Below are 18,688 nucleotides of genomic sequence, written 5' to 3'. Positions count from 1 at the left end.
CTACATAGCGATTCGATATCGCAGTCCCTAATCAGCAGTCAGGAAGAAGCAGCGGGGCAGGGGGCCGAGCCTCCTGTGCCATCGAGTGCAGCCATCATGAAAGCCATCCCTGCCCCGCTCGCACACCCCGATCAAACCCGTTCGGGGGCACAAGAAAAAGGTAGGGCCTCATGAAGCCTGGCGACACCATGGTGATCGACCGCGCGGGACTGGACCGCCTCGTAGAAGTCCTGCACGAGGCGGAGTATCGGGTCATCGGTCCGCAGGAGCGCGACGGTGCGATCGTGCTGGACGACCTTGCGTCCGGAGCACAGCTGCCCGCCGGGTGGAGCGTGGATACCGAGCCCGGACGGTATCGGCTGCGGCGCCGCGACGATGCGGCTGTGTTCGCGCATTCGGCCGGACCCGGCTCGTGGAAGCAGTTCCTGCATCCGCCACACCGCAAGGTGTGGGAGATGGGGCCTGACCTGAACGAGCAACGTGCCGAAGACTCCGCACAACGGTTTGCGTTTATCGGCGTGCGGGGGTGTGATCTCGCCGCGATCGCGATCCTGGGCCGCGTACTCGGCGGTGGGACATACTCCGACACCGGATACACCGGTCGCCGCGCGGGCCTGTTCGTGGTCGCGGTGAACTGCACCGAGCCGGGAGGCGTGTGCTTCTGTGTCTCGATGGGCACCGGGCCCGGCGTCTCCAAAGGATATGACCTCGCGCTCACCGAAACGATCGACGACGCCGGGCATCGCTTCCTGGTCGACATCGGCAGCGAGACCGGAGCAGATGTGCTCGCGCACCTCACCACGCGTCCCGCCGAAACCACTGACGTCACCACTGCCCGGACAGCGGTCGACACTGCTGCCGGACGGATGGGACGGTCGATGCCGGCCGCCGACCTGCCCACCGTCCTTCGCGAATCCCACGAGTCGCCGCAGTGGCAGGACGTGGCATCTCGGTGTCTCACATGTGGCAACTGCACGATGGTGTGCCCTACCTGTTTCTGCACCTCCACCGAGGACGTCACCGATCTGACCGGCGACCACGCCGAACGCTGGGAACGCTGGGTGTCCTGCTTCGAACTGGATTTCTCCTACCAGCACGGCGGCAGTGTCCGGCGGTCCGGCGAGAGCCGGTACCGGCAGTGGCTCACCCACAAGCTCGGCACCTGGCACGACCAGTTCGGCAGCTCCGGCTGCGTCGGCTGCGGACGCTGTATCGCCTGGTGCCCGGCCGAGATCGACATCACCGCCGAAATGGCGGCACTTGCTGAAGGGGGCACCAATGACCGCAGTTGACGAACTGTCGCAGTTCGCACAGCTGGCGTCACTGACCGCAACGGAACTCGCCGTACTCGCCGATGCCGGTCGCGACGTCAGCTATCCCGCCGGGTGGCAGCTGATTACCGAGGGGCAATCGGCCGACCGGTGCTGGCTGATCCGCGACGGCCGAGTCAGGCTCGACGCGCACGTCCCAGGCCGCGGCGATATCGTCGTCCAAACCCTGGGCAGCGGAGAGCTGCTGGGCTGGTCGTGGCTGATGCCGCCGTACCGGTGGCATTTCGGTGCACACACGGTCGAACCGGTACTCGCGATCGAATTCGATTCAGCGCGACTGGCCGAACTCGCTGACCTGGACCCAGTATTCGGCCGCGCCCTGAACCGCATGCTACTCGAGGCTGTGCTGGAACGCCTGCAGGCCACCCGGGCGCGGCTGCTCGATCTGTACCGCAATCCGTGCGACACCTCCCCGTCACTGAGCGGCACCGGCGACAGAGGAAGCAGCCGATGAGCCAGCGCGGCGCCGCTACAAGCGCCACAATCGCGCGGGGTACACCAGCACCGGGCGACACCATGCTGCCCTACCGGGTCGTCGGCCATATCCCACAGAATCGCGACACCGTGACTCTCATGCTCGAACCGGTTCACCAGGCAGCGAAACGGTTTCGGGCCGGGCAGTTCATGATGCTCTACAGCTTCGGCGTCGGCGAGATCGCGATATCAATCAGCGGCAGCCCAGCCGCCGCCGACGGCGTCCTCGAACACACGATCCGCGCCGTCGGCGCGGTCAGCCGCGCGCTACACGACACCATGGTCGGTGGGTTGATCGGCGTGCGCGGGCCATTCGGCAGCGGCTGGGACCCCGAATCCGCGCGCGAGCGCGATCTTGTGATCGTCGGCGGCGGCGTCGGACTGGCGCCGCTGCGGCCGGTTGTACTCACGGCGCTCGCGGCGCGCGACCACTACCGGCGGGTGGTACTGATCACCGGTGCCCGAACCCCGGCCGACATCCTGTTCCGAAACGACCAACAGCAGTGGGCCGCAACCGGTGACGTCGAATTGCAGCAGACTGTCGATCATCCGGCGGTGGGCTGGACCGGCCAGGTCGGGTTCGTCACCGAACCATTGGCCAGGTTCACACTGGATCCCGGTCGCACAACGGCGTTCCTGTGCGGTCCAGAACCGATGATGCGATTCTGCGCGCAAACCTTGCTGCGCAAGGGAATCGCCGCAACCGACATCCGGATCGCGCTCGAACGCAACATGCAGTGCGGCGTCGCCCGCTGCGGGCACTGCCAACTCGGGCCGCTGCTGCTATGCCGCGACGGCCCGGTCGTCGACTACGCGACAGCCCAACCGCTGCTATCGATCCGGGAGCTGTGATGAACACTTCCCAGACGAAGACCCCGACCTTGGCGGTGTGGAAGTTCACCTCGTGCGACGGCTGCCAACTCACCCTGCTCGACTGCGAGGACGAGCTGCTGAGCCTGGCCGGACGCCTCCATATTGCACATTTCACCGAGGCGACCAGCACGGTCGAACCCGGCCCCTACGATGTGTCGCTGGTCGAAGGATCGGTTACCACACCGGAGGAACAGCGCCGCATTATCGAGATCCGGGAGCAGTCACGGATTCTCGTCACCATCGGTGCCTGCGCAACTCACGGCGGCATCCAGGCGCTGCGCAACTTCGCCGATGTCTCCGAGTTCACCTCCGTGGTGTATGCCAGCCCGCAATACATTTCGACGCTGGCCACCTCGACACCGATCTCGGCGCACGTGCCGGTGGATTTCGAGCTGCGCGGCTGCCCGATCGACCGTCGTCAACTGTTGGATACGCTGTGCGCCTTCCTCGCCGGGCGTGCCCCCGACCTGCCGAACACCAGCGTCTGTACCGAGTGCAAGCGCCGCGGTACTACGTGTGTGACTGTCGCACATGGCATTCCGTGCTTGGGCCCGGTCACCCAGGCCGGGTGCGGTGCGTTGTGCCCGGCTTATCATCGCGGCTGCTACGGCTGCTTCGGCCCGATGGCGACTCCGAATATCCGTGCGCTGCTGCCGATTCTGAGTGTCAATGGCATGTCCACCGACGATGTCGACCGAGTGTTTCACACTGTCGCGGCGGCGGCCCCGGCCTTCGCGGAAAGGAGGCACGATGAGTCATCGCAGTAGGCAGTTGCGGGTCAGTTCGCTTGCGCGGGTGGAGGGCGAAGGCGCGCTGCGGATAGTCGTTTCCGACGGTGCCGTCGAGCGTGCCGAGCTGAACATCTACGAGCCGCCCCGCTTCTTCGAGGCGTTCCTGCGCGGTCGCGCCTACACCGAACCGCCCGACATCACTGCCCGCATCTGCGGCATCTGCCCGGTTGCCTATCAAACCAGCGCCTGCAACGCACTCGAGCAGCTGTGCGGCGCCGAGCTCGACCCGCCCCTGGCGCGGCTGCGCCGCCTGTTGTATTGCGGAGAGTGGATCTCCAGCCACTCGTTACACATTTACCTGCTGCATCTACCCGATTTCCTCGGCTATCCCGATGCCATCACCCTCGCCGCCGATCATCGTGAACTCGTCGAACAGGGCCTGGCGATGAAAAAGGCCGGCAACGCCTTGCTCGAACTGATCGGCGGACGGTCCATCCATCCGATCAACGTGCGAGTCGGCGGCTTCTACTCCGTTCCGTCCCCTACCGATTTCGCACCACTGGCCGAACAGTTGCGCCGTGCACTGGATTACGCCGTGCACACCGCGCGCTGGGCTGGTGGCCTCGAATTTCCGGACGCGGAGCTTAACCACGACCTGCTCGCCGTCTCCCACCCGCACCGGTATGCCATCGAATCCGGAGATATCCACAGCAGTACCGGACTCACCTTCTCCGCTGCCGAATTCGCCGACCACGTCGCCGAAGGTCAAGTTCCGCACTCGACCGCTCTGCACGCGACCCTCGACGGCCGCCGCTACCTCACCGGACCGCTGGCCCGGTACACGCTCAACTCCACCCGGTTGTCGCCGATAGCCCGTCAGGTCGCCACCGATAGCGGATTGGGCAGTGAATGCCGCAACCCGTTCCGCAGCATCCTGGTTCGCGCCGTCGAGGTCGTCTATGCCATCGAGGAGGCGCTACAGCTGATCGAAGACTACGAAACACCCGCGCGCGCAGCCGTTCCCGTCACTCCTCGGGCGGGTACCGGTCACGGTGTGAGTGAAGCACCACGGGGTCTGTTGTATCACCGCTACGACGTCGACGCAGACGGCATCATCCGCTCCGCCGACATCGTTCCGCCCACCTCGCAGAACCAGGCCGCCATCGAAGACGACCTGCGTCGTGTCGTCACAAACCACCTCGACCTCGACGACGCGGCACTCACGGCACTGTGCGAACGCACCATCCGTAACTACGACCCGTGTATCTCGTGCTCGGCACACTTCCTCGCGCTCGACGTGGTGCGCCTGTGACTGGGTCGCAGGCTGTCGTTATCGGCGTCGGGAACGAGTTTCGCCGCGACGATGGGATCGGCCCGGCCGTGGCCCGAGACATCGAAGCACTCGATCTGTCCGGTGTTCTCGTCACCGTGCGCGATGGCGAACCGACCGGACTGCTCGATGCGTGGGACGGCGCCGAGCTCGCCGTCGTTGTGGACGCCGTCGAGTGCGAACCGTCCACTCCGGGCCGCGTCTGGCGTACCACTGTCGACGCCCTCCGTGAACTCACCACCGCCACCAGCTCCCATGCCCTCGGCATCCCCGACGCGGTGCCACTCGGCCGAGCGCTCGGCCGCCTCCCCCGCGAGCTTGTCGTCATCGCCGTGGAGGCAGCGACCCTCGACCTCGGCGTTGGTCTGTCCGGCCCCGTCACGGCGGCGCGTCCACGGGTGGTTCAGGCGACCTTGACCGAGCTGGCGCGCGCCGGGATTGCAACCGGATAGTCCGGCGAGTTCGACCTTGCCGGCGATCACCCGCACTTCGTTGTCACGCAGTGGCGGATCACTAGTCGTAACCGTCAACGGCGCGGCGCAGCAGCTCGGGGTAGTACCACTGGCCGACAGCGTGGAACCGCGACGGCTGTTCGAGACAGATCACCTCGTCAGCCTCCTTCGACAGGGCAGCCAGCGCATCCGGGCCCGAACCGGGACCGCCAACAGGATCCGAGCCGCACCCTGTGTCGGCACCATTTGGCAGGCCGCACGAGCTGTGGCCCCGGTGGCGGCACCATCATCGACGATGATCACGGTCCGTCTGCCAACGGAATTCGCGGGCACTCGGGTCATCCGTCGCCTGTGCTGAGCCGCTCCGGCGGATGACATTGGTCAACGCCGCCACTACCCGGTGGCTCTACCCCGTGCACACGGCTCGGCGGATAGTGGGGATACGACCATGATTAGTGCTCCGTACCAGCAGCGCACCTCTGACGAACACAGAGCGGCCGAGTGGGCTGCCCAGGAGTGAGGACCTATGGGTACCAGGGCCGACCACAACACCATCGTCGTCGGCGTAGACGATTCCGCGATGGCGTTGAATGCGGCGCGCTGGGCGGCCTATCTCGCCAGCGCCCTGCACGCGCCACTGTTAATCGCCCACGCGCTGGCGCGCCGGCGCACCGCCGCGCAGCAGCTGGCCGACCTCGTCCATGCACCGCACGCATACGACGCCGCCACTCGAACCCTGGATCGAACCTGCCGACTCGTGCGCACCTGCGACCCGGAGCTGACGGTCGACGCCGCACTGCCCGATGGCCCGCCCGCCAAGGCGCTCGTGCAGCTGAGCGCGCACGCCCGTATCGTCGTGGTGGGTGCGCAGAGCGCCTACGAGGAAAGGCTGATCGGATCGACCACCGTGCATGTCGCCGAGCATGCGCACTGCCCGGTCGGGGTGTGGCGCGGCGAGAACGGCAGGCCTATTCCCCGCGGTAGGCCGGTGGCGGTCGGTGTGGACGGGACCGAGCTCAGCATCCCAGCCATCGCCCACGGTTTCGAGATCGCCGCAGCGCTCGGGGTGCCGCTGACCGCGGTGCACTGCCGGCCCTCGCGCATCGAACCGGTGGGTCACCACCTCGACCGTGGTGAGCAGGAACGTACTCTCCTGGCCGAGTCTTTGGCCGACTGGCGCACGGAATACCCGGATGTCGAGGTCATCGAAATGCCCGTCCCCGGCCTGGCCCGCTCAGTGCTGAACGAGGTAGCGCGGGATGCGCAATTGCTCGTCGTCGGCCGCCACGGCCACTCCACCGCCGCGGCTCTGTTGTTCGGGTCGACCACCCGGGATCTGCTCCACCACGCTGCCTGCCCAGTACTGGTGTGCCAATCCTGATGTGTGTGACCTGTTCGAAGTCAGGCTCACTCGACCGCAGTGAGCGAATCCACACATGAGTCGATCGATTCCATGCGGGCGTAGTCGGCCTCGTTGATCGGTACTCCGGTTGCGCGCGTGAGCTTTTCGACGTCCCCGGGCAGCTCCTTGGACGAACAGCCGCGGGATCGGGTCGTGCTGCTGCCACTGCGCGATCTGGGCTTTGTCGCGGTAGCGGTTGTACGCACCGGCACGTCACCGCCGCGCGTTCAGTGCGGCGTCCAACAGCGCTCGGCGCTCGGCGGCGGCTACGGTGCGGCGGACCGTGTCGATTGCGTCCGGGTTGACCGAGATGGAGGTGATGCCCATGCGGACAAGGTATTCGGCGAAGTCGGGGCGGGTGGAGGGCGCTTGGCCGCACAGCGAGGAGGTGATGCCGTGGGCGCGGGCGGTCTGCACGATCTTTTCAATCGCCGCCAGCACAGCCGGATCGGCCTCGTCGAAAACCTCCGCGCACAACTGCGAATCGCGGTCCACACCGAGAACGAGCTGGGTGAGGTCGTTGCTGCCGATGGAGACGCCGTCGATGCCGAGGCCGACGTATTCGGGTAGCCAGTGCACGACCGAGGGGACCTCGGCCATTACCCAGCGATGCAGGCAGCGGGCCCGTCCGAGCGGGCTGGCGTCGACGAGCTCCAGGCATGCCTCCAGTTCCCAGCGGGTGCGCACGAACGGAATCATCAAGTGCACGTTCGGGTTCTGCTCGCGCACCCGGGCCAGCGCGGCCAGCTCGAGCGTGAACATCTCCGGCTCGCGGATGTAGCGGAAGCAGCCCCGATATCCAATCATCGGGTTGTCCTCCACCGGCTCGTACTGCTCGCCACCGGTCAGTCCGCGGAATTCGTTGCTGCGCAAGTCGGTTGCGCGATAGATCACCGGGCGGGGCGCGAAGGCCGAAGCAATCCCGCCGAGCGAGTCCGCCATCCGGGTGACGAAGGCTTCCTGCTCGCCGCGAGCGATCAGGTCATGTGGGTGCCGCCCGCCGAGTGCACGAGTCAGCAGGAACTCGGCGCGAAGCAGCCCGACTCCGTCGACGTCCTGTGCCGCAACTGCTTCCGCGATATCGGGCATAGCTAGGTTGACGTAGATCTTGGTGGCGGTGGTGACCGTCGCCCGGGGTGCAGTAGCCACCTCGACGGCATGGACCGGCCGGGTGACCGCGCCCGCGACGACCCGGCCCCTTCCGCCGTCGACGGTGACGATCTGCCCGTCCACGAGATCCTTGGTCGCTGTGCGGGTGCCGACTACGCAGGGCACGCCCAGTTCCCGGGCGACGATGGCGGCGTGACAGGTGACTCCGCCGCTGTCGGTGACCAGTGCCGCGGCCTTGCGGATGGTCGGCACCCAGTCCGGCGTCGTCATCTCGGCGACCAGGATCTCTCCGTCGTGCAGCAGATGTCCCTCGGACGGTCCGGCGAGTACCCGAACGGCGCCACTGGCCACACCCGGTGCGGCGGCCAACCCGGTCGCCAGCGCCGCTCCGTCGCCACTGTCGGCATGCGGCGCCTGCACGGTACCGAGGGTGGTGATCGGGCGGGCCTGGACCAGCCACATTCGGTCGCCCTCGATCGCCCACTCCACATCTTGCGGTGTGCCATAGTGCTTTTCGGCTGCCATGGCGAGCCGGGCGATCTGACGTACTTGCTCATCATCGAGTGCCCGCCCCTGGTCGTCCGCATCGACCTCGATGGTCCGGTCGCCAGTTCCGTCCATGCTGCGGACGATCGCGAAGCCCTGTTTTCCGATGTGTGACTCCAGAATTCGCAGATCCTCCTTGGCGAGAACGTAATGGTCGGGCTCTACGGCTCCAGAGACGACGACCTCGCCCTGCCCGCGTGCCGCCTCGATCACGATCCGGCTCTGGTCTCCGGTCCCAGGATCAGCGGTAAACGCCACCCCACTGCGCTCCGCCGCGACCATCACCTGCACCACGACGGCCATGGCCGGTTCACCGGTGAACTTCCGTTCGGCGCGGTAGGTTTCGGCACGCGGGCTGAACAGCGACGCCCAGCAGGAGCGCACCGCCTCGACCACATCCGCAGTGCCGCTCACGTTTGTCGCTGTCACATTCATCCCGGCGAATGAAGCGGAGGCGCTGTCTTCCCCGGTGGCCGAGGAACGAACCGCGACCAGCGCGGGCCCGTCCGCCCCGCCGAGTCCGGCGTAGGTGTGCGCGATCTGTTCTTCGAGGTCCTCGGGCATGCCCGCCTTGGCCACCAGCGCATGCAGCCGATCACAGCGCTGGGCGAGTTCGGCGTGGTCACCGACGGCGGCCAGCGCGGCACGATGCTCCGCGGCCAGATCGTCGGCCACCCCGCTGCGGCGCATTGCTTCCAAATAGCCCGAGCGCAGCACGACGAACGCCGCGGGCACGGGCAGCCGCGCCGCGGTCAGTTCCCCCAGATTGGCGCCTTTTCCGCCCGCCTCGACCTCGTCGGCCAGTCCGATTGCGGCGATGTCACGTACAAAGTCCATGCTTCGACTGTGCGCGGCGCCCGGGACCGGCAGCGAGAGGACAATGCCGACCGACCGGCGGCCGAAAGTCCTTTGTTCCGGTCGGTGCGCCACCCGCAGCCGCTCGGTCGCTCACCGAGACGTGGCGGCGAGAGGCAATCCTCTGCCTCAGCGAGAATCCACCGCACGGACGACGCGAATTCCGTAGTGCACGACTTCGGACTAACCGACAGCCGCCGTGAACCAGCCAGCAGCACATATGCGAGCAGCAGGCCGGTCGTTGTCCACAGGTCCAGTGACCGGAACGAACACAGCCCCGGTCGCCGAGGTAGACGGCTCGGGCCTTGACCTCGGAGTCCATCATCATCTATTTCCTCGAATCTTGTTTCCGCGGTCACGATGTCCGCAGCACCAGACTGCATTTGGTCACCCCGTCCGAAACAGGGCCGGAGTTCCCGGTCGGGCCGGACCTGCGGAAAGGCCACCTCGAACGCACGGTACGGTCATGGCCAGGCCGTCGGTGGGTACCGTCGGCCCAGGGACCAGTAGCGCGGAACCAGGGACCAACGACTCCGGATGCGCGCAGGCGCGCTTCCTACGGTGAAGGTATGAACCGTGTGCTCACCGATGAGGTCATCGAGAAGGCCGTCCTGCTGGCTGGCCGCGCACCGTCGCTGCACAACAGCCAGCCTTGGCGCTGGGAGTTCAACGGCACGTCGCTGCGCTTGTTCTCCGTGCCGGGCCGGATGCTTCCCTCGGCGGACCCCTCCGGCCGAGAAATGCTGATCAGCTGCGGTATCACACTCGATCATCTGCATGCCGCGATGGCGGCCGCAGGTTGGCGAACCATCATCACCAGGTTCCCGGAGCCCACCCGTCTCCGCCATCTGGCCACAGTCACCTTCCGCCCATCCCCGATCGTGACCGAGGGTGAACGCGAACGCGCCGACGCCATCGTCCGGCGGCACTCCGACCGGCTGCCGTTCGCGGCCCCGACCGGGTGGGCCGAATTCGAGACCGTGCTGCGCAGTACCTTCGAACCCGAGGATGCCCTCCTCGACGTGCTATCTGCGGAGGCCCGGACCAGCCTGGCCAGCGCCTCGAGACTCGCCTCATCGCTGCGCCGTTACGACTCCTGGTATCAGGCCGAGCTGCGATGGTGGGCCGGGCATACGGTAGCAGCGGCTGGAATTCCCCGCGCAGCGCTGATCTCGCAGGAGGAATACAAGCGCGTCGACATCGGCCGCAAATTCCCGACTGTCATCGGCGAACCACGGCGTACCGAGGTAACCGCGGACGACTCGGCAGTCCTCGTGCTGTCCACTGACCGTGATACGCCGCAGGAGCTGCTGCGCTGCGGTGAGGTGCTGTCCACAGTTCTGCTCGAATGCACGATCGCCGGATATGCGACCTGCCCGTTGAGTCACCTGACCGAAGTGCCACAGAGCCGCGCGATCGTCCGGCGGCTGACCGGGCGCACCCAACTACCGCAGGTCCTCATCCGGGTCGGCAATGTACCCGAATCCGCCGAGGATGCCCCGCCGACGCCTCGTCTACCGCTGTCCGACATACTCACGAGGTCATGAAGTCGCAGCTGTGACCCTCGATCGTCATCGCCGCGCCAACCATCGGCCCTGCGACGCATAGTTCCACTCGACCGAGTCGGCGTGGTGTCCTGGCGGCCTCGGGTTTCATTTGCTTCGAATCGTTGTCAACATCCCTGAGAATCCGCCCTTCCGACCGTCGCGATACCGTTGTCTCGCGGTGCGGCAGCGAGTTTGCGGTCGATCGCCTCGGCGCGCTCCTGCTCCTCCAGGTGGAGTTCGAGCTGTACCAGCGCGGCGTGTAGGCGCGGCAGCCAACGTTTCCGTAAGGCGCGGGCCCGTAACTGCGTGGCCGCGAATTCGCGCTCGACGATGCGTAATCCGGCAAGGGCGACGGCATGATCCGCGGCCGCGTCGACCGCGTCGCGATGTGCCCGCTGCGCCATGGACACCGCCGAACTGCTTGTCACCGCGGTTGGGTCCGTTTCGGGTGGGAATGTGCACGTGGCCTGTTCCGGATAGCGAATGCCGACCGTCGCCGTGCTCGTCAGCGTGACGGTGGTCGCACGCTCCGGCGCGGCCAGTCGCACCGCGCGCTGACCGCTCAGCAGCGTGGCGCGCACGGTCCAGGTCTGTGCCTCGCGGCAGTGGTGTTGCCAGGCGCGAGCGGTCTCGTGCACCCGGGCGCGTAATCGTTGCCGTTGCGGTCGGAGTATGCGCAGCTTGTCCTCGAGCAGTCCCGCGCCGCGTTCGGCGAGCTCGAGACGTTCGCGCAGCCACTGTCGTCCGGCATGGCCTGGAGGCACCCTTATCGCCGACATCGGGTTCAACCGGTCCCGTCGACGCCAGGTAGTTCTTCGGGTCCGAGATGGGCATTCAGCAGTTCGCTCGGTAGCATGGACAGCTCGCTGCGCGGCAGCCGTCGAACCACGTGCCAGGCTAATTCGAGTGTGGTGTCGAGATCGCGGAGCTCATCGACATGCTGGTCGACGAATTCGTGCGCGAACGCCTCGGCGAATTCGAGATAGCGGCGGTCGACGGGTCGCAGCGCGTCGGCTCCGATCAGCTCCGCCAACTGCTGTAGTTTCCGGGCACTGGCCAGTGCGGCCAATAACTGCCCGGCCAGCGGAAGATGATCGTCGCGGGTGCGGCCGGGGCCGACCCCCTTGTGCATCAGCCGTGACAGCGACGACAGCGCGTCGACCGGCGGGTACACCCCGCGGTCACCCATTTCGGTGGCGAAGACGATCTGCCCCTCGGTGATGTAGCCGGTGAGATCGGGCACCGGATGAGTGATATCGCCACCTGGCATTGTCAGCACCGGTAGTACGGTCACCGAGCCAGGGTGATCGCGGAGCCGACCGCAGCGCTCGTAGAGCGTCGCGAGATCGCTGTACAGATATCCGGGATAGGCGCGGCGCGCGGGAATCTCACCCCGGGCTGCCGACACCTCCCGCAGCGCCTCGGCGTAGCTGGTCATATCGGTCAGCACCACCAGCACATCGCGACCGGATTCGAAGGCGAGATGTTCGGCGATGGTCAAGGCGATCCGCGGTGTCAGTAGGCGTTCGATCACGGGGTCGTCGGCGGAATTCAGCAGCAGGGTGAGTTCGCCTGCGGCACTTCGCTCGTCGAGTACGGAGCGGGCGTAGGCGGCATCGGTGTGGGTGAGGCCTATACCGGCGAAAACGACGCAGAACGGTGCGCCCGCCGCGGTCGCCTGGGCGGCGATCTGGCAGGCCAGTTGCAGATGTGCCAGACCGGGCAGCGAGAACACCGGCAGCTTCTGGCCCCGAACGATGGTCATCAGCGCGTCGACCACCGAAACACCGGTCAGGATCGGCTCGGTCGGCGTCTCGCGCCGCAGCGGGTTCATCGGATCGCCTGACACCGGCACCTGCCGAGGGCCGGTCACCGGGGGCCCGCCGTCGATCGCCTCGCCGCGACCGTTGCAAACCCGGCCCAGCCAACCGTCACCGACCGGAATCCGCAACGGCTGCCCGGTGAACTCGACCCGGGTCTGTCCGATATTCATCCCGGTCGTACTCTCCAAAACCTCGACGACGGCCAGATCACGATTCACCTCTAGCACCAGCCCATGGCGGACGGAACCGTCGCCGAGCCGGATCAGCACGAACTCGTCCCAGCCGACACCGTCAACATCGGCGACCACGATCAGCGGTCCGCGCAACTCCTGGATATGGGTGTATTCGATCCACTGTGGTACGGACGCATCGTGGCCGGCTGCGGCCTGAGCGCCACCTCTCTTCGGATCGCTACACGACGCCACGCTCATAGCAGCTGCTCCAATCGGCCCAGCGCGGCATCGCGGCGTTGCGCGACGGTGGCGGCGAGATCGGGTCCCGCGAGTTCGCGAGCCCGGATCAGCGGGCCGAAATCCAGTGCCTCCACCGCGTCCGCGGTCACCCCGCCCGCGATGACGCCGAGGCAGCGGTCGACGACCGCCAGGATGGCATCGGCCAGCAGTGCGGTCCGCTCCGGCGCACTGTAGACATCGGCGTCTGATAACGCGCTCTGCTGTAGCAGGCCCTCGCGCAGCAGTCGGCTCGCGAACAGCATCATGCGCTCGCGTGGCGGCAACGCCTCTGCGCCGACCAGTTCGCTCAACGCGGCGAGACGATCCGACTCTGCGAGCAGCTCGATCACCCGGGAACGCCTTGCCGCCCAACCGGTGTCGCCTTTTGCGGCATATACGGCGCCGAGCGGTTCGGCGTCCCGGGAGAACGACCCCGACCACGACACCGCCGGATAGTGCCGGGCGTAGGCCAACTCGTGGTCCAGCGTCCACCGGCAACGGACGAAGCGTTCAGTCTGCACCGTGACGGGTTCGGTGAGGTCGCCGCCGGGCGGCGATACCGCCCCGAGCACCGCCACCGATCCGAGTCGGCCCCCCAGAGTCCGCACTGCTCCGGCACGTTCGTAGAAGGCGGCCAATGCGCTCGCGAGGTTCGCCGGATAGCCTTCTTCGGCAGGCAGCTCCCCCGTCCGGGATGCGAACTCGCGCAAGGCTTCTGCCCACCGCGAGGTAGAATCCGCGACGACCACCACGTGATAGCCCATATCGCGGAAGTACTCCGCCACCGTGACGCCGGTATAGATGCTGGCCTCCCTGGCCATCATCGGCATATTCGAGGTGTTGGCGATGATCACCGTCCGATCGGAGAGCTGTCCGCCGGTCCGTGGATCGGACAGCTCGGAGATCTCCGCGACTATCTCGGCCATCTCGTTGCCGCGTTCGCCGCAGCCGATGTAGACGATCACGTCGGCGTCACACCACTTGGCTATCTGCTGCAAGAGCACGGTCTTACCGGTGCCGAATCCGCCTGGGACACAGGCGGTTCCGCCTCGGTCGACCGGAAAGAGCAGATCCAGCACACGAAGTCCGGTGGTGAGCAGTTCGGAATGTTCGAGACGCTGTCGGTAGGGACGCGCGGTGCGGATCGGCCAATGCGTGGCCAGTGGCACCGCGGTGCCACCGACCACGGCCACGCTCGCCTCATCCGGGTAATCGCCCTCGGCGACAATGGTTTCGACGCGGCCACCCGCCGCCGGTGGCACCAGCACACGGTATTCGACCTGCCCGGGACCGGCCACCGTGCCCAGCACCGCCCCGGCTGCCACCTGGTCACCGAGCCGCGCCGTGGGCCGCAACCGCCACCGCCGGGCATCGCGATGCCGGTAGGACCCCGGCGCCAACCAGGTCGGTGCGGTAGACAACGGCCGCAACAGGCCGTCGAATACGCCGCCGAGCAGCCCAGGGCCGAGCCGCGCCGACAGTGGCCTGCCCTGAGCGACCGCCGGATCGCCCGGCCGCAGTCCACCGGTGTATTCGTAGGCCTGCACTATCAGCGTGCCGCCCCGAATAGCGACCACTTCGCCGAATGTCCCACGCACGCCGAGCATTACCAGGTCGTGTACGGCGGCGTCGCCGGAGTTCTCGACCTCGACGAGCGGGCCAGCGACACGTAGCACCCGCGCCGTACCTGCATCATCGACCGGTTGCCGCGCCGTCATGTCCACAGCCCGTCGATCTCGGGCGCGATCCGGTCGAGGGCGCGAGCCGCGAGCGCGGACAACCCGAGATCAAGTCGACGATGGCCCGTTTCGGCGATGATGCCGCCCTCGGCGGGCTCGCGCATCACCGCCCGCGATCCGAGCACCTGTCGCGCGGTGTCGCGCAGGCGATCCCGTAATGCGGGATAGCTCGAATCGGTATGCAACGCAAGGACGGACACCGTGGCTTCGTGGCGCAGTTGGTCATAGGCGAGGCGACGGGCGGTGAGCAGATCGGCTCGCAGTTCCCGGCGGATGCGCGCGTTCTCGGTGTTCCGTAACGCCGCGATCTCGACGACGGCGGCCGATCGCGCGCGGGCGAGCATCTCCTCGGCCTGTGACCGTGCTTCGTCGAGGATTCGGCCTGCGTCGGCCTCGGCCTCAGCGACGATGCGCTGCGCGTCCATGGTGGCGCGGTGCTGGAGTTCGTCGGCCACCGGTGTGAGTGCGGCTCGCGCACGGTCGATGTCCAGCGCGGTCATTCGGGCATCACCACAGTCAACGGCTCATCGGCCGGAAGCCGCGCCGCCAGCGCGGCCGCAGCGGCCGGGGTGAGGATAACCAGTGTCGTATCCGGTTCGAGGGCACGCCACGCGTCGCGCACCGCTTCGACATCCGCCGCCGCGAACACTACCGCCCCGGCGAGCGTATAGCCCTGCACCAGTGCCGGTTCACCGATGACAGCGACGGCTGCCATCTCAGGCCTTCCCGATCAGGATGACCGCGACGATCAAACCGTAGATGGCGATTCCCTCGGCGAGACCGACGATCACCATCGCGCGACCGAACAACTCCGGTCGTTCGCTCAGCGCTGCCAATGCGGCCGCGCCGGTGTAGGAGACGGCGATGGCCGCACCGATCGACGAACCGGCGACCGAGATCGCGGCGCCGAGCAACGCCGCCCAACTCCCGCTCGCGGCGGACGTCCCGGCGGACTCGGCCGCAGCTGTCGCCGGACCCGAGGAGACGGCCGCGGCAACTACGGCCATCCCGGCAAGCAGCAACACCACATTGATCGTGTAGAACAGTCGCTGCGCCAACCGGCCGCCGCGGCGAAGCAGCAATACGCTCATCGTGAATCCGACGAAGAGTACGGGTAGCGTGATGATCCAGGTCATGTCGACTCCTGATGATCGACGGTGGCAATTCGCCAGGGACGGAACGGGATTCCTTCACCGAGGAAGACCCGGGAGAACAGTTCGTAGTACTCGAGCCGCAACGCTTGAATGCCCGCGACCAACGCTTCCAGCGCGAAGGCGAGAACATTGCCGACGGCGAAGACGAGCGCGGCACCCACGATGGCGAATGGCCCACCACGCGCCAGCGAAACCGTGGCGGTCCAGACCACCCAACCCAATGCCGCATGCGTGATCCCGAACGCGGCCAGGCGGGCGAAGGAAACGATACTGGACCCCATCCGCACCAGCAGGTCGAACAGCCCGATACCGGCCTGCGCGACTCCGTCCGCACCGCCACCGGATTCGCCGTACAGTCCGGCTGCCGCGAAAATCAGTCCGGCCGTTGCCAGTACACCTCCTATGATCATCACCGGTACGGTCCCGATGAGTACCGCGCCGACGATGACGGCGATGCCAAGGAATACGGCGGCTCCGGCGATTCCCGTCGATGCGTACAGCGCTAGCCCCAATCCGCCCTCGCGCCAACGGTTCACGATGCCGACCCCGTAGGCCAGGGCGAGCAGCATCGCACCGACCGCGACCGCGGTCGCCATCAGGGCCATCGGCTCATCCAATGGCGCCAGCCACAGCACTGGTAAGAGCCCTGTCGGGCCGAAGAACTCGCCGTACAGCGCACCGAAGACGGTGGCGGCCGCGCCCGCCGCTGCGATAAAAGGCCACACCCGCCGCAACCCGGCCAGGCGTCGAATCCGGCCGCCGCGCACCAGGAGAGCCATCGCGAGCAGGACGAGACCGTGTCCGGCGTCACCGAACATCATCCCGAACATCACCACATAGGCGGTGCCCGCCGGGACGGTCGGATCGATATCACGATACGGGACTGTGCCGTAGGTCCGCACCAGCGGCGTGAACGATTGATCGAGCCGGTTCGTCGCCCCGAGCAGGGTGGGCGGATCGCCTCCCGGCGGATGCGGCAGCACGACCACAGCTGCTGCAGCGGAGCGCAATCGGGTCGCGAGACGGTCCACCGCGGTCGACGGGCACCATCCCGCCAGCGCCACCACCCCGTCGCGGGTTACCGCCTTCGCCGCATAGGCGTGCACCTGTTCCTCGACGGCGAGTGGCTCCGTGCGTCCGGCCTGCTCCGGTGCATCGAATTGAACGATACCGGCCTCCCCGACACCCATCAGCGCATCACGGATCTTGTCCGACGGGGCGACTACCGCGATCCGCTCCATCCGCACCGGGGCTTTCGGCTCAGGCCAGCGCATCGTATGCCTCCAATGGTCGCCCGCCCGCAGCGGCGATCTGCAGTGCGGCCCGGCAGCGCCAGGCGTCGACTGCGAGCAAGGCCACTGTCCCGATCACGGCGGCGGGCCCGAATCCGGATCGCCGCAACAACTCTCGGCCATCGCGCTCCACTTCCGCCCACCATCGCGACTCCGCCCGCCATAGTTCGCCGGGGTCGGTCGTCTCAACAACCGCGAAGCGGGCCCGGGCGGGCAATGCGGCCGCGAACGACGGAAGATCCTTGGCGCGCAATGCGGCTCGGCCCACAAGCCGCTCGGCCCTGGCCTCAACCGCACCGGCCGGTGGGGTAGCTCCTTCCAACAGGAGTCGGCGCGCCAGTAGTAACGCGGCTGCCCTACTCGCCCATCGAGCCGCATCGGGCACACCGTTGGCAACCCGGTCCGCCCAGACCAATTGAACGCCCGCAACGATGTCGGATGGCGTGTCGCCGTTGGGATCCCCCCATGGGGACCGTGCCAGCATCCGGCGTAGTTCGGCGGGTGACGCGGTGGTACGCAGGCGCGACCAAGCGATATCCAATGCCCCGAGCCGGAACGGCGGTCCGGGCATCGCGCCACGCAGCGCGCGGGCATGTTCGGCGATATTTGCCACCTCGAATCCGCCCGCCAGCAACCGGACCATCCGGGCGCCGGTGCGCGGCTGCCAGCCCGCGAGAACTCGTAGGTGCCACAGGACGGCGGCTGCCACCGCGTGTTCGGTGTCCGCCAGGCTCCTGCCGAGTTCGATATCCCGGCGATACGGACTGTTCAGCAGCACCCGCTGGGCGCCGGCAAGCGACGGCAGAGCGGCCAGCTCGCGCGTTCGCCGTGCACCCAGACGGCGCTCCAGCAGCGCTCGCGCGCGCACATCCCCGGCCACCCACGCCGCGGTCACGGCCCGACCTCCGAATTTCGGTTCGAACCGTCGATCAGCGCTCGGGTTTCGCTGCGCACCCTCGCGACATAGTCCGGCATCCGGACGGCCACCGCGGTCCGCATCCGTTCGATCTCCGCTGCCGCGGCATTCCGGAGCGCATCCTGTTCGGCCGCGTTCTGCGCGCGTGCTCGGCCGACAGCCTCGGCCCTGGCTGATTCCGTGTGCTGCCGCGCGGACAACACCATCTCCTCGGCTCGGCCGCGGGCCCGCGCCCGGATCCCGCGCGCCCGTTCGACGGCATCTGCCCGGATCTGCTCGGCCTGTGTTCGGGCGTCGTCGAGCAACGCGAGTAGTAGCCCGAGCTCGGATTCGGCATCGCCGGCCCGATCCGCGGGAACACCACGCAGCGCCGCCGCGCCGGGTGTGCCTGTCGGGCGGAAGCGTTCGAGAAAATCCCGCCATGGTCGCACCAGCCGACTCCTCTCCGTGCCCATCCATCGTCACGTCGCGCGAGCGTGCCGGGCTAGTTGCCGAGGACCCCACTGCGGTGGGACTTTCGGCCGCGCCGGACACTTCCCGGCTTCGAGACGGTCGCTCGGGTTCGGGCTGGGATGCGGCCGATACGGACAGGTTCGCGGTCATCTGCTCGGTGAACCACACTGCCGCCGGATAGGCGGCCTGTCTCGACAGCTGCGGATCG

20 protein-coding genes are annotated in these 18,688 nt (G+C 67.3%); 9 read left to right on the top strand and 11 right to left on the bottom strand.

The window, feature by feature from the left end; all coding sequences use genetic code 11:
* Positions 1–170 precede the first annotated feature (170 nt).
* From LKE06_RS17620 to LKE06_RS17595, 6 genes are read left to right on the top strand one after another with little or no spacing between them, the layout of a single operon-like run.
* Positions 171–1,292: a 4Fe-4S dicluster domain-containing protein gene (locus tag LKE06_RS17620; RefSeq protein ID WP_228000310.1), complete on the top strand. Its 1,122-nt coding sequence runs from the start codon at positions 171–173 to the stop codon at positions 1,290–1,292.
* Entirely contained in the window at positions 1,279–1,785 is a 507-nt protein-coding gene (locus LKE06_RS17615) for a Crp/Fnr family transcriptional regulator (RefSeq protein WP_228000308.1), read from the top strand. The genes LKE06_RS17620 and LKE06_RS17615 overlap by 14 nt, the downstream gene beginning before the upstream one ends.
* Complete coding sequence (locus tag LKE06_RS17610; protein ID WP_372477375.1) at positions 1,782–2,657, top strand: FAD/NAD(P)-binding protein; 876 nt, start codon at positions 1,782–1,784, stop codon at positions 2,655–2,657. Before LKE06_RS17615 ends, LKE06_RS17610 begins: the two co-directional genes overlap by 4 nt.
* A complete protein-coding gene (locus LKE06_RS17605) occupies positions 2,657–3,445 on the top strand; it encodes an NADH-quinone oxidoreductase subunit B family protein (RefSeq protein WP_228000306.1) in 789 nt (262 codons plus the stop codon). The genes LKE06_RS17610 and LKE06_RS17605 overlap by 1 nt, the downstream gene beginning before the upstream one ends.
* Positions 3,429–4,721: a Ni/Fe hydrogenase subunit alpha gene (locus LKE06_RS17600; protein ID WP_228000305.1), complete on the top strand. Its 1,293-nt coding sequence runs from the start codon at positions 3,429–3,431 to the stop codon at positions 4,719–4,721. Before LKE06_RS17605 ends, LKE06_RS17600 begins: the two co-directional genes overlap by 17 nt.
* Positions 4,718–5,191 carry a hydrogenase maturation protease gene (locus LKE06_RS17595; RefSeq protein ID WP_228000303.1) on the top strand — a complete coding sequence of 158 codons (474 nt, stop codon included), beginning with the start codon at positions 4,718–4,720 and terminating at the stop codon, positions 5,189–5,191. Before LKE06_RS17600 ends, LKE06_RS17595 begins: the two co-directional genes overlap by 4 nt.
* Before the next feature lie 150 nt (positions 5,192–5,341).
* Here the strand turns inward: LKE06_RS17595 and LKE06_RS33230 are convergent, their stop codons facing one another.
* Positions 5,342–5,533 (bottom strand): phosphoribosyltransferase family protein, encoded by a 192-nt coding sequence (locus LKE06_RS33230; protein WP_228000301.1) that lies wholly within the window; start codon positions 5,531–5,533, stop codon positions 5,342–5,344.
* Between the two features lie 184 nt (positions 5,534–5,717).
* Between LKE06_RS33230 and LKE06_RS17585 the strand changes: the two genes are divergently transcribed.
* On the top strand, positions 5,718–6,572 hold the full coding sequence (locus tag LKE06_RS17585) for a universal stress protein (RefSeq protein WP_228000299.1): 855 nt from the start codon (positions 5,718–5,720) through the stop codon (positions 6,570–6,572).
* 234 nt (positions 6,573–6,806) lie between these two features.
* Here LKE06_RS17585 and ppsA read toward each other — a convergent pair whose 3' ends face one another.
* A complete protein-coding gene (gene ppsA, locus LKE06_RS17580) occupies positions 6,807–9,086 on the bottom strand; it encodes a phosphoenolpyruvate synthase (RefSeq protein WP_228000297.1) in 2,280 nt (759 codons plus the stop codon).
* A 587-nt stretch (positions 9,087–9,673) separates the two neighbouring features.
* Between ppsA and LKE06_RS17575 the strand changes: the two genes are divergently transcribed.
* A complete protein-coding gene (locus tag LKE06_RS17575; protein ID WP_228000292.1) occupies positions 9,674–10,651 on the top strand; it encodes an Acg family FMN-binding oxidoreductase in 978 nt (325 codons plus the stop codon).
* 125 nt (positions 10,652–10,776) lie between these two features.
* On the opposite strand, the gene LKE06_RS17570 is transcribed toward LKE06_RS17575, so the two are convergent.
* From LKE06_RS17570 to LKE06_RS17530, 9 genes are read right to left on the bottom strand one after another with little or no spacing between them, the layout of a single operon-like run.
* The gene (locus LKE06_RS17570) at positions 10,777–11,415 is read right to left on the bottom strand and encodes a V-type ATP synthase subunit D (RefSeq protein WP_228000291.1); all 639 of its coding nucleotides are present in this window, start codon (positions 11,413–11,415) and stop codon (positions 10,777–10,779) included.
* Between the two features lie 20 nt (positions 11,416–11,435).
* A complete protein-coding gene (locus tag LKE06_RS17565; RefSeq protein WP_228000290.1) occupies positions 11,436–12,905 on the bottom strand; it encodes a V-type ATP synthase subunit B in 1,470 nt (489 codons plus the stop codon).
* The gene (locus LKE06_RS17560) at positions 12,902–14,644 is read right to left on the bottom strand and encodes a V-type ATP synthase subunit A (RefSeq protein ID WP_228000288.1); all 1,743 of its coding nucleotides are present in this window, start codon (positions 14,642–14,644) and stop codon (positions 12,902–12,904) included. Before LKE06_RS17560 ends, LKE06_RS17565 begins: the two co-directional genes overlap by 4 nt.
* Complete coding sequence (locus LKE06_RS17555) at positions 14,641–15,165, bottom strand: V-type ATP synthase subunit E family protein (RefSeq protein ID WP_228000287.1); 525 nt, start codon at positions 15,163–15,165, stop codon at positions 14,641–14,643. Before LKE06_RS17555 ends, LKE06_RS17560 begins: the two co-directional genes overlap by 4 nt.
* On the bottom strand, positions 15,162–15,380 hold the full coding sequence (locus tag LKE06_RS17550) for a hypothetical protein (RefSeq protein WP_228000285.1): 219 nt from the start codon (positions 15,378–15,380) through the stop codon (positions 15,162–15,164). The genes LKE06_RS17555 and LKE06_RS17550 overlap by 4 nt, the downstream gene beginning before the upstream one ends.
* Before the next feature lies 1 nt (position 15,381).
* Complete coding sequence (locus LKE06_RS17545; protein ID WP_228000283.1) at positions 15,382–15,801, bottom strand: ATP synthase subunit C; 420 nt, start codon at positions 15,799–15,801, stop codon at positions 15,382–15,384.
* On the bottom strand, positions 15,798–17,093 hold the full coding sequence (locus LKE06_RS17540; RefSeq protein WP_228000281.1) for a V-type ATPase 116kDa subunit family protein: 1,296 nt from the start codon (positions 17,091–17,093) through the stop codon (positions 15,798–15,800). Before LKE06_RS17540 ends, LKE06_RS17545 begins: the two co-directional genes overlap by 4 nt.
* A complete protein-coding gene (locus LKE06_RS17535) occupies positions 17,080–18,006 on the bottom strand; it encodes a V-type ATPase subunit (RefSeq protein ID WP_228000279.1) in 927 nt (308 codons plus the stop codon). The genes LKE06_RS17540 and LKE06_RS17535 overlap by 14 nt, the downstream gene beginning before the upstream one ends.
* On the bottom strand, positions 18,003–18,458 hold the full coding sequence (locus LKE06_RS17530) for a hypothetical protein (RefSeq protein ID WP_228000277.1): 456 nt from the start codon (positions 18,456–18,458) through the stop codon (positions 18,003–18,005). The genes LKE06_RS17535 and LKE06_RS17530 overlap by 4 nt, the downstream gene beginning before the upstream one ends.
* Here LKE06_RS17530 and LKE06_RS17525 point away from each other — a divergent pair.
* On the top strand, positions 18,449–18,661 hold the full coding sequence (locus tag LKE06_RS17525; protein WP_228000275.1) for a hypothetical protein: 213 nt from the start codon (positions 18,449–18,451) through the stop codon (positions 18,659–18,661). The two genes, LKE06_RS17530 and LKE06_RS17525, sit on opposite strands and share 10 nt — an antisense overlap.
* Positions 18,662–18,688: the final 27 nt, after the last annotated feature.

The organism is Nocardia australiensis (assembly GCF_020733705.1).
In the GTDB taxonomy this organism is placed as follows: Bacteria; Actinomycetota; Actinomycetes; order Mycobacteriales; family Mycobacteriaceae; genus Nocardia; species Nocardia australiensis.
Note: the sequence above shows the minus strand (reverse complement) of the source record. Positions and strands in the feature narration are given on the sequence as shown.

What these genes read in the sequence shown, in the direction of transcription:
- LKE06_RS17605 (WP_228000306.1), top strand. Translation starts at nt 2,657, where the DNA reads ATGAACACTTCCCAGACGAAGACCCCGACCTTGGCGGTGTGGAAGTTC.
- LKE06_RS17615 (WP_228000308.1), top strand. Translation starts at nt 1,279, where the DNA reads ATGACCGCAGTTGACGAACTGTCGCAGTTCGCACAGCTGGCGTCACTG.
- LKE06_RS17610 (WP_372477375.1), top strand. Translation starts at nt 1,782, where the DNA reads ATGAGCCAGCGCGGCGCCGCTACAAGCGCCACAATCGCGCGGGGTACA.
- ppsA (WP_228000297.1), bottom strand. Translation starts at nt 9,086, where the DNA reads ATGGACTTTGTACGTGACATCGCCGCAATCGGACTGGCCGACGAGGTC.
- LKE06_RS17585 (WP_228000299.1), top strand. Translation starts at nt 5,718, where the DNA reads ATGGGTACCAGGGCCGACCACAACACCATCGTCGTCGGCGTAGACGAT.
- LKE06_RS33230 (WP_228000301.1), bottom strand. Translation starts at nt 5,533, where the DNA reads ATGACCCGAGTGCCCGCGAATTCCGTTGGCAGACGGACCGTGATCATC.
- LKE06_RS17620 (WP_228000310.1), top strand. Translation starts at nt 171, where the DNA reads ATGAAGCCTGGCGACACCATGGTGATCGACCGCGCGGGACTGGACCGC.
- LKE06_RS17575 (WP_228000292.1), top strand. Translation starts at nt 9,674, where the DNA reads ATGAACCGTGTGCTCACCGATGAGGTCATCGAGAAGGCCGTCCTGCTG.
- LKE06_RS17525 (WP_228000275.1), top strand. Translation starts at nt 18,449, where the DNA reads ATGGTCGCACCAGCCGACTCCTCTCCGTGCCCATCCATCGTCACGTCG.
- LKE06_RS17600 (WP_228000305.1), top strand. Translation starts at nt 3,429, where the DNA reads ATGAGTCATCGCAGTAGGCAGTTGCGGGTCAGTTCGCTTGCGCGGGTG.
- LKE06_RS17540 (WP_228000281.1), bottom strand. Translation starts at nt 17,093, where the DNA reads ATGCGCTGGCCTGAGCCGAAAGCCCCGGTGCGGATGGAGCGGATCGCG.
- LKE06_RS17565 (WP_228000290.1), bottom strand. Translation starts at nt 12,905, where the DNA reads ATGAGCGTGGCGTCGTGTAGCGATCCGAAGAGAGGTGGCGCTCAGGCC.
- LKE06_RS17545 (WP_228000283.1), bottom strand. Translation starts at nt 15,801, where the DNA reads ATGACCTGGATCATCACGCTACCCGTACTCTTCGTCGGATTCACGATG.
- LKE06_RS17555 (WP_228000287.1), bottom strand. Translation starts at nt 15,165, where the DNA reads ATGACCGCGCTGGACATCGACCGTGCGCGAGCCGCACTCACACCGGTG.
- LKE06_RS17550 (WP_228000285.1), bottom strand. Translation starts at nt 15,380, where the DNA reads ATGGCAGCCGTCGCTGTCATCGGTGAACCGGCACTGGTGCAGGGCTAT.
- LKE06_RS17560 (WP_228000288.1), bottom strand. Translation starts at nt 14,644, where the DNA reads ATGACGGCGCGGCAACCGGTCGATGATGCAGGTACGGCGCGGGTGCTA.